The organism is Pedobacter psychroterrae, assembly GCF_004331695.1.
GTDB classification, from domain to species: domain Bacteria; phylum Bacteroidota; class Bacteroidia; order Sphingobacteriales; family Sphingobacteriaceae; genus Pedobacter; species Pedobacter psychroterrae.
This window is the reverse complement of the sequence record NZ_SJSL01000009.1, coordinates 154,133-163,243: the sequence shown is the minus strand read 5'-3', so window position 1 is coordinate 163,243 and position 9,111 is coordinate 154,133. Positions and strand designations below refer to the sequence as shown.

The following is a 9,111-nucleotide window of genomic DNA, read 5'->3' as shown; positions in this document are numbered from 1 at the left end:
TGTCTATTCCTAAAATTGCCTTACCAAATTCGGACTAACCATTTAACTTTATATTACTATGGAAAAACCGAGAAAAGGGACACAGACAGGGACATTTGTTACCTATGAGGATTCTTTTAAAATTGCCGTTGCCCGGGAATACCTTGAAGGCAAACTGAGCCAGGCGCAGCTTGGCCGTAAGTATGGGCTTAGCAGCGGCGAAGTAGTTCGCTATTTCGTGAACTGGTACAAAAAGTACATCAGCCAGGCCGAGGTTTGGGAGTCGGGCAGCCCGCTTGCGTCAAATGCTGATCAGGGTCTGCAGGAAGAGCTCAGGCTTGCCAAATTAAAGATCACTGCTCTTGAGATGATGATTAACATTGCAGAGAAGGAGCTGGATATTGATATCAGAAAAAAGTCTGGTACCAAACCGCCGGTAAAATGAGGGAGGTATTCACTAATATATCTCTTGGCACCATTTGCTCGCTGTTTGGCAGGACAAGGCAGTCCTGGTACGAAATGAATGCAAGACGTGACGGCTCGCTGATTCGGGAGGCGATGGTAATTGGATGGGTCAGGGAAATCAGGGCCTCTCTTCCGCGTATAGGATGCGTAAAGCTACTCCACATGCTGCAAGACAACCTGACGACCCACAATATCACCCTGGGGAGGGATGCTTTTTCCGCACTGATGAGGGATAACGGGATGCTGATATACCCAAAAAAAAGATACGTAACGACTACTATGTCCTTTCACCATTACAGGAAATGGCCTGATATGATCAATCGTACAAGCCCCATCATGGCCGAACAGGTATGGGTAAGCGACATTACTTATCTAAGAACARGTAAAGGGTTTATCTATCTTTTCCTGATCACAGATGCCTATTCAAGGAAAATTGTAGGCTATCACCTTAGCCAATCCCTAAAAGCCTCTGGATGCATTTCTGCGCTAAAAAAGGCAATYGGGGCAAGRAAATATAAAAAGAGGCCTTTGATACAYCACTCCGACCGTGGAATACAGTATTGTTGTGATGAGTATGTGCAGATCTTACAAAGAAACCACATTGCTATTAGCATGACCCAGTCGGGATCCCCATATGATAATGCAGTCGCCGAAAGGGTAAATGGCATCTTAAAAACAGAATTTGGCCTGTATCAGACATTCCAATCTTATTCCAAGGCGGTGGGACCGGTCTGCAAGGCAATAGAAAAATATAACAACGTAAGACCCCACATGAGCTGTGAAATRATGACACCCGACAAAAGACACAACCAGGAATTTAGCCAATACCAAAAAAACAGTGTAAGGGCATATCTGTATGATGAAAATTTGATGTAAGGATATATCAGTATATCTTTTTATAATTGTAAGGATTTAACCGTTTAACTATCCGATTTTTGTAAGGACAATTCAGTATAAGACACTTCGATTTGCGTTTGATCTGACACCCTTTCAGCTTCGGGTCAGCTTCGGGCCAGCTTCGGCTCAGGTTCGGACCACGTTCGGAAAAACCCGACTGTGATCCGCAGCTGGCCCGTTGGTTGTCGGTCGGTCGTCCGCAGGCAAAACGTACACAGATAAAAGACAAATAAAGCACCGACATTGCCAGAAATTCAGAGAATGCATTGGACAGACTCTTTATTCAGCTGATTTGCTTACTGTGAGAGAATATTATTTAAATTTGTAGTATCCAAACAATATGGAACAACTTGCAGCTATTAAAGCTTTTGCTAAAGCGCTAAAAATGAGCTTTGAAACAAAGGAAATGGAAAGCCTTTATGATCCTGAGTTTGTTGCTAAAATAAAACAAAGTGAACAACAGGTCAGGGAAGGAAAAAATACCAGGATTAAAAACGAGGATCTGAATAACTATTTGTCTGAGTAGGGCGGGTCGCCTTTGTAAACAATTTCTAACTCTCTTTGGGCATTCAGATAAACAAGTAGCTTATAAGAACCATAAACAAAGGCAATTTGAATAATTCAATACAAAAAACTCCGAATGAGTCCGTAACTACCAATCTCTAAATCACCAAATACCATAAAAAGTATTGATGATAACACAACAATAAATTTAGAAAACAACACAATCCCGATTAAAACCGCAGAAATCTTGTCTCCTTTCCTCTGCTGAAATAATAAACAAGTGCACTGCCTATCATCAGAAAGTTCAGCATTATATTGAGCCAGATAAAGTAAGCTGACCCTCCGCCGTCAATACTTAGATAAAGGCGAAAGACCTGTAAAAAATCCAGACGCGCAATCCATGTACTTCCACTCAAAGAGAAAAAAGGCCATATGATGAACGAAAGACTGAGAATACTGATTAGAACTATACAGAGCGTAATTTTTTTCATTATATAAAATCTTAAACCTAAGTTAAACGATAAGTTTTAAATTAAGAAATAATTACAGATCCATATCTGAAGGCAAAATACACAAATGCTTGTGGCAATAAGATATTGCATTAACGAATTCAAATTTTTATTTCATGAATTGTTTGTACCTGCCCTGGTAAGACTGCAAATAGTTCTTTTTGGTTGTATCATCCAGATAGGAAGCATTTACCAATCGTTCCACCTGATCTAAATTTGAAAGCATATCCGATGCAATACCGTTAAAGGCACTCGCGCTGATACGGGCCTCCTGCGCCAATACTGTGAATTGATGCATTATTTTCCCTTGGCTGAGCTTTCTGGGCAATAGTCCATCGTCCAGTGCGAAATCTTTATCATTGATGTGGATTTGGCTATTTAGCAGGTCGTATGCAGGGCTGAGCCTGTAATCTCCCTGTGGGGTTTCGAGTAAAGAGAAATTCTTGAAATGAGCGTCGCTATTAGAGAACAGATAATTGAACATCAGTGTGCGGAGCAGTTTCGGAGCTTCCAATGTATAAGCAGGCACATGCTTTTCCATCAAATGAAACAGTTGAAGGTAATTCCCAAGATATTTGTAATGCGCTCCTTGTCTCTGAGGCGTTCTTCCATCCAGAGATGCGAAATCATCCTGAGCCAATTTTGAACCATCGTCTTTTACATCAAACCGCTTGGTTATATAAGCAGGCCGCCCGTTGCTGAAAAAGATCAGGGCATTCTCAGCAGTTTCGATCTTATATACCTGGCGGGCAATCTGCATGGTCAGGTGCTCGTTTGCTGGCATCTGGTCAGGTTTTCTTCCCGTTTTAGGGATAGGCTTTAGAATGTAGGTACCCCGTTCTCCCCCGTTAATGAGGCGCAGCTTGTTTTTATCCAGCAGCACAGAAAATTTTTCCTGTACTCCGGAAATAGACATTCTATTCGTATTCTCTTCGAAAAGCTCATCTGTTTCCGCGTTGGAGGCAGGGGATTGGTAGGATAAAATATGACTGACCTTTTTGTCATTAAAAACACGTTTTAGACAAGTCCGACTATAGGTATCAAAACCTTCCGCCAATGTTCCTGGGCAATATTTTATTTCTGGCAAACTCATTATTCCTCAATTTTTATAACGGTTATCGCACCTATTGTATCTGTTTTAGCAGTAGTCATCAACAATCCAAAATAATCATCCCGGTCGATCCTGTTGATTTTGCAGACCACTTCTTTATTGAAGCCTTCTGGTAGCATGTTATAAAAAAAGGGAAATAAGAATGCAGAATGATATGCCTCTTCCATTTTGGGAAGCGTAAGACTGATGCCCGGCTTCTTTGCATTTTCTACCCACGACGTATGATATTGGAACGTAAAAGACCCATCATCATGCTGGGTCAATAACCCGGCCTCTTCTCCTTTGAATAATACCTTTGCCTGTCTCATGGTTTATTTACCCCCCTTTTATCTTTAATGTCAATTCAAGGCCAAGTGCATCACCCAGTTTTTTAAGGGTCAACAGTGTTGGGTTGCCCTTTCCAGCTTCAAACTGTTTGAGCGTTCTCAGCCCTACTCCCGACAAATCTGCCAGTGTTTCCTGCGTAACCCGAAGAGATTCCCTTCGTTCCTTTATTGTTTTTATAATATTCTCAAAGTGCATTTTAACGCTCTATTTTATACAAAAATAGAATTATTTTTTTAATCCCCCTACAAAAGTGCTTTTAAGCGCACTTTTATATATAATTCTAAAATTGCAATAGTCAATCATTATCGCTTCTATTTCGCCTGATCTTCTTTGCAACCTTAAGTTCAATATAAACAGGCCAACAAATAATCGCTATTTCAACCAAAAGGTAGGATTGTCTCTACTAATAGGTTACAGTAAATCCAGGACTATGTGTGTAAAGACACAAGGCTGACAGGACTGTCCCTTATTGTTCGTCCTTACAAAAATCAGCTATCAATATAAAATTCGGAGTTTGTAAAATAGCTTTTTATCCTATATTTAGAAAATATATATACAGCTATGAATAATTGGTTTAAGCGAAATACTACTCATTTCATCGTCGTTGCAGTGCTAATAGTAATCTGCTTCGTTTACTTTAATCCCGTCCTTTTTGGTAAAACACTTGGTCAAAATGATGTAACCAGAGCAGAATCAACTGCAACAGAAATCAATCATTACAAAGAAAAAGGAAATACTGTCTTATGGACTAACCAGATCCATGCGGGCATGCCGGCTTTCCAGATCTGGGCGCCCTATCCTTATAACATTACCACCTGGATAGTCAAGGTAATCAGCTATGCCCTGCCTGCTCCTCTCGGTACAGTCTTGATGCTTATTCTGGGTGCTTACCTATTGTTTTGTGTACTAAAGCTGGATCCCTGGCTTGCAGCAGCTGGTGCCATCGCCTTTACATTCTCGTCGTACAACATCATCCTGCTTGCTGCAGGACATGCCAACCAGGTATTTGCTATCGCCTTCTTTGCTCCTGTTCTGGCCGGGCTAATTCTTATTTTCCGGGGAAATTATATCACCGGAACTGCCATACTTGCATTTTTTCTTGCATTGGAGATCCGGGCCAATCATATACAAATGACTTATTACCTGATGCTTGCCATACTGATATTAGTAGGCATCGAGTTGTACCATGCTGTTAAAAATAAATTGACCACTTCGTTTCTAAAATCTGCGGGCTATGCTGCTGCTGCCTTGATACTGGCTATTGGCGTAAATGCTTCTTCGCTATGGAGTACTTACGATTACAGCACCGAGACACTGAGGGGGCCCGCCAACCTTACCCAGCCTGCAGGGGGAAAAACCGGGAGTGGGCTATCAAGGGAGTACGCCTACCAATGGAGTCAGGGTGTGGAGGAATGTATTACTTTCCTGATCCCCGGTGCCTACGGCGGGGCCGGCAGAGGAGATGTCAATGCACATGAAAATGTGGTGAAAACGCTGAACGGAATAGGTGCCGATCCAAACCAGGCTGCTTACATAGCTCAGGGCCTAACACCCTTATATTGGGGAGAAAAGCCTTTTACCGAAGGCTCCTTTTATTTTGGAGCTGTGATTTGTTTTCTGTTCGTCCTGGGGTTGACGATCGTAAAGAACCGGCTGAAATGGTGGTTACTCGCTACTGTTATCCTCACTATGCTTTTGTCATTCGGAAAAAACTGGCCCCTTGTATCAGATATCTTCTTTGACTACGTACCATTATACAATAAATTCCGCACTGTCGAATCCATACTCGCCGTAGCAGGTCTCTGTTTTCCTTTATTGGCCCTGCTCGCATTGCAAGAGGTGTCTTCATTTAAAGATAAAGCCGAGCTCCTGAAAAAAGTAAAGATCTCTTTCTACATTACTTTCGGGATTTCATTGATCGTAGCGCTGATTCCTGCGCTATTTTTATCCTTTACAAGCAGCACCCATGCTGATCTGATCAGTAATTTAGCAGCAACACTAAAAATAGACGGTGCAACAGCCAATTCAATAGGTAGCGCCCTGATTGCCGACAGACAATCTGCTGCACAGTCTGACGCTGTTAGGTCCTGCATTTTCGTTGCACTGGCATTTGGTCTGTTATGGGCGTATATTAAGAACAAAACGACATTTTCCACCCTGTCATTTGCTTTTCTGGCACTGGTAATTGTCGATATGTGGAGCATTGATAAACGCTACCTGAACACCGGTACTTTTATGGCCAAACACGAGGCAGCAAAACCACAACCGCGTGAGGTGGATCATCAGATATGGCTTGATAAAGATCCTAACTATAAAGTGATTGACTTAAGTCAAAGCGTCCTTAGCGATGCAACCACTCCTTATTTCCATAAGTCCATAGGTGGCTATTCGGCAGCAAGATTGAGACGTTTTGACGAAGTCATTGAAAACCAGTTTAGCAAAGAGCTTAATCTGAATATCCTTGGTATGATGAACACCAAATACATTATCACGTCAGATCCTAACACTCAGAAACAGACAGTTGAATTAAACCCGGCAGCATGTGGACATGCCTGGTTTGTAAATAAAGTAAGGTTCGTAAAGAATGCCGATGAAGAGATGCAGGCAATCACAAACTTAGCACCTAAGAAAGAAGTAATTGTTGATCAGCAATACAAAGATATTGCGGACAAGCCACTGGATACCGGCAGTACAACTGGCACGATTACATTAACCAGCTACAATCCTGATGTGCTCGTCTATCAGAGCAGTTCGGAGAAACCAGGCATCGCCGTGTTTTCAGAGATATTCTATAAAAAGGGTTGGAAAATGCTGATAGATGGTGTGGAAACGCCCTACTTCAGAGCCAACTACTTGCTTCGCGCTGCTTATGTGCCGGCTGGTAGTCATAAAATAGAATTTATTTTCCATCCAACACCTTATTATACGGGTGAAAAGATCTCACTAGCGGGTTCGCTCCTGCTTGTACTTGTGTTATTGGGCGCAGTTTACAAAGAAACAAGGGTACGTAAGACTGTCTGATAAATCATCGAAAAGAAATTTTCCTTAGGGCTTGGGCACTACAATATTTTGTGTCCAGGTCCACTCCGGCGGGTCTATACCCATCAGATGTTTTACAAAAAAGTCCCGTCTTTTATGCTCACCATAATCACCACCCAGCGAATGCTTCATTCCCGGAACCATTAGAAAGTCAAAGTTCTTATTTGCTTTGATCAGCTTATTGATTACCTGCATAGTAGATGATGGATCCACATTGTCATCAAGTTCTCCCAATATCAGCAGTAGCTTGCCCTGCAGTTTATCTGCATGCTCCGCATTTGACGAAGCAGCATACTGCGGACCAATAGGATACCCCATCCATTGCTCATTCCACCAGATTTTATCCATGCGGTTATCATGGCAGCCTGATGAAGATACCGCTACTTTATAGAAATCCGGATGGAAGAGCAATGCACCCAATGAACTCTGCCCGCCAGCCGAGTTGCCGAAAATGCCCACCTTGTTCAAATCCATATAAGGATAGCTCTTTGCTGCTTCCTTCATAAAGGCAATGCGGTCAGGAAAACCAGCATCTTTTAGATTTTGCCAGCATACATCATGAAAAGCTTTAGAACGATTTGACGTACCCATACCATCACACTGCACTACAATAAATCCAAGCTCAGCCAACTCGTGCAAAGAACCTCTTGAGTCATTCACAAAGCTTTTGGGCACAAAAGAATCATGTGGCCCGGCATAAATATATTCTATCACTGGATAGGTTTTTGTGGAGTCGAAATTGCTCGGACGGATGATCATCCCCCATATATCTGTTTCTCCGTCCCGCCCCTTAGCCGTAAAAACCTCAGGCATTTTCCAGCCAGTGTTTAACAGAGGAGTGATATCCGCCTTCTCGAGTTCCATAAGTATTTCGCCTGTGTTGCCATCTCTTAACAAGCTTACCGATGGCTTATCAATTCTCGAGTAACTGTCGGTGAATAAAGAATAATCATCATTAAAAACAGCCTTATGATTGCCATTTTCATTTGTTAGCCGCTTCAGACCTGTCCCGTCCAGGTTAATTTTATAGTACTGGATAAAATAAGGATCCATACCAGCTTCCATCCCACTCCCTTCAAACAACAATGTCCTATCGGCCTCATTTACATTAATCACTCTCCTTACTACCCATTCTCCTTTAGTAATCTGATTCTTTAACACCCCGTTTTCATCAAATAAATACAAGTGGTTCCAGCCATCGCGCTCAGATGCCCAAATAATCTCTTTGCCGTCTGCCAGGTCATATCGGTATTTCCTGCCACTATAATTGATGAAAGTTTTGGATTCTTCATTAATGAGCTTTCTTATACTTCCAGTCTCGCCGACCTCCATTACTGCAAAATTTTGATGCCCGCGTTTGTTGTATTCAAAAGTAAAAGCGCGGCTATCCTTACGCCAAACAGGTTCAGACAAGTCATATTGATCCTGAATAGTTGTGGTGTCTATAAAAACCTGTTTCATAGAATCAATCAGAAATAAGCATGGCGTAAATTGCTGAACTTCATCTCCCGGCTTTAAATAATTACGTGTATGTAATTTGGGCTGTAACTGATCTGTTGGTGATGATTCTATCAAATATAGGGTATGAGGTTTATTTGCTTTTACTCTATACGCCGCAATTTTTTTTGAATCGGGCGACCAATACAGATATGGTGAATAATAGTTGACGGACGAGCCATCGTTACTCAATTGATGGGGTTCGGATATACTGTCGCTGGAGGAAACATATAAATTAAATTCTTTTATATAAGCTACCCATTTTCCATCCGGTGATTTGCTTCTCCTAATCGTATTATTATTATTATTATTATCTCCCCAATATCCCTGCGATCTTGGAGGAACAACTTTGCTGACTTCAATTGCTTTAAACGTAGTTAAGTTGTATGTCCACCATGCGCTGTCATAGATAAATTTAAGTTCCTTACCATCAGCTGTTATAGTAGCTTTTGAAATTGGAAGCTGAAATGGCTGAATGGTTTTATTGGAAAGAGCAGATAATTCAGCTGCAAGCCTTTGCTGATCAAATGCTGCAGCTTTGGTTAGCGTCTTTGTGTCTGCCAGTATATATTCAACACCTCTTGGAGTTAACATGGAATAGAGAAAATTTTTCGTACCGGATATCCATTGAAAATTATCAGGCGAATAGTGTATTTTATTCTGTATTGCCCCATTCATCACTTCCGCTCTTTGATAATCGCTCAATTTACCCTGAGCGTTTGCAGGAAAAAAATTAGACAAAATCAGCAGAGCTGGTAAAAAAGTATACTTGGAAATCATTTT

General features: G+C 41.6%; 9 protein-coding genes. 4 read left to right on the top strand and 5 right to left on the bottom strand.

The genetic code is table 11. The features are described from left to right. The first annotated feature begins 58 nt into the window (after nt 1-58). The 3 genes from EZ437_RS20520 to EZ437_RS20510 all read left to right on the top strand — a co-directional run bounded on the left by EZ437_RS20520 (nt 59) and on the right by EZ437_RS20510 (nt 1,867). Nucleotides 59-424: a transposase gene (locus EZ437_RS20520; protein ID WP_131598008.1), complete on the top strand. Its 366-nt coding sequence runs from the start codon at nt 59-61 to the stop codon at nt 422-424. Further along, nucleotides 421-1,320 (top strand): IS3 family transposase, encoded by a 900-nt coding sequence (locus EZ437_RS20515; protein ID WP_131598007.1) that lies wholly within the window; start codon nt 421-423, stop codon nt 1,318-1,320. The genes EZ437_RS20520 and EZ437_RS20515 overlap by 4 nt, the downstream gene beginning before the upstream one ends. Nucleotides 1,321-1,681: 361 nt before the next feature. Further along, a complete protein-coding gene (locus EZ437_RS20510) occupies nt 1,682-1,867 on the top strand; it encodes a DUF2683 family protein (RefSeq protein ID WP_131598006.1) in 186 nt (61 codons plus the stop codon). Nucleotides 1,868-2,075: 208 nt separating this feature from the next. Here the strand turns inward: EZ437_RS20510 and EZ437_RS20505 are convergent, their stop codons facing one another. From EZ437_RS20505 to EZ437_RS20490, 4 genes are all read right to left on the bottom strand, one after another. Then, a complete protein-coding gene (locus EZ437_RS20505) occupies nt 2,076-2,336 on the bottom strand; it encodes a hypothetical protein (protein ID WP_131598005.1) in 261 nt (86 codons plus the stop codon). 127 nt (nt 2,337-2,463) lie between these two features. Next, a complete protein-coding gene (locus EZ437_RS20500; protein WP_131598004.1) occupies nt 2,464-3,447 on the bottom strand; it encodes a type II toxin-antitoxin system HipA family toxin in 984 nt (327 codons plus the stop codon). Continuing rightward, nucleotides 3,447-3,773 (bottom strand): HipA N-terminal domain-containing protein, encoded by a 327-nt coding sequence (locus EZ437_RS20495; protein WP_131598003.1) that lies wholly within the window; start codon nt 3,771-3,773, stop codon nt 3,447-3,449. The genes EZ437_RS20500 and EZ437_RS20495 overlap by 1 nt, the downstream gene beginning before the upstream one ends. A 7-nt stretch (nt 3,774-3,780) precedes the next feature. Continuing rightward, entirely contained in the window at nt 3,781-3,987 is a 207-nt protein-coding gene (locus tag EZ437_RS20490; protein WP_131598002.1) for a helix-turn-helix domain-containing protein, read from the bottom strand. Nucleotides 3,988-4,353: 366 nt separating this feature from the next. On the opposite strand from EZ437_RS20490, the gene EZ437_RS20485 reads away from it, so the two are divergent. Then, nucleotides 4,354-6,813, top strand: coding sequence for a hypothetical protein (locus tag EZ437_RS20485; protein WP_131598001.1), 2,460 nt, complete (start codon nt 4,354-4,356; stop codon nt 6,811-6,813). A gap of 24 nt (nt 6,814-6,837) precedes the next feature. Here the strand turns inward: EZ437_RS20485 and EZ437_RS20480 are convergent, their stop codons facing one another. Continuing rightward, nucleotides 6,838-9,069 carry a S9 family peptidase gene (locus EZ437_RS20480; protein ID WP_225869644.1) on the bottom strand — a complete coding sequence of 744 codons (2,232 nt, stop codon included), beginning with the start codon at nt 9,067-9,069 and terminating at the stop codon, nt 6,838-6,840. Nucleotides 9,070-9,111: the final 42 nt, after the last annotated feature.

Bases quoted from the DNA above. Each gene is read 5' to 3' on its own strand.
- EZ437_RS20490 (WP_131598002.1), bottom strand. From the start codon at position 3,987: ATGCACTTTGAGAATATTATAAAAACAATAAAGGAACGAAGGGAATCT.
- EZ437_RS20510 (WP_131598006.1), top strand. From the start codon at position 1,682: ATGGAACAACTTGCAGCTATTAAAGCTTTTGCTAAAGCGCTAAAAATG.
- EZ437_RS20495 (WP_131598003.1), bottom strand. From the start codon at position 3,773: ATGAGACAGGCAAAGGTATTATTCAAAGGAGAAGAGGCCGGGTTATTG.
- EZ437_RS20485 (WP_131598001.1), top strand. From the start codon at position 4,354: ATGAATAATTGGTTTAAGCGAAATACTACTCATTTCATCGTCGTTGCA.
- EZ437_RS20500 (WP_131598004.1), bottom strand. From the start codon at position 3,447: ATGAGTTTGCCAGAAATAAAATATTGCCCAGGAACATTGGCGGAAGGT.
- EZ437_RS20505 (WP_131598005.1), bottom strand. From the start codon at position 2,336: ATGAAAAAAATTACGCTCTGTATAGTTCTAATCAGTATTCTCAGTCTT.
- EZ437_RS20520 (WP_131598008.1), top strand. From the start codon at position 59: ATGGAAAAACCGAGAAAAGGGACACAGACAGGGACATTTGTTACCTAT.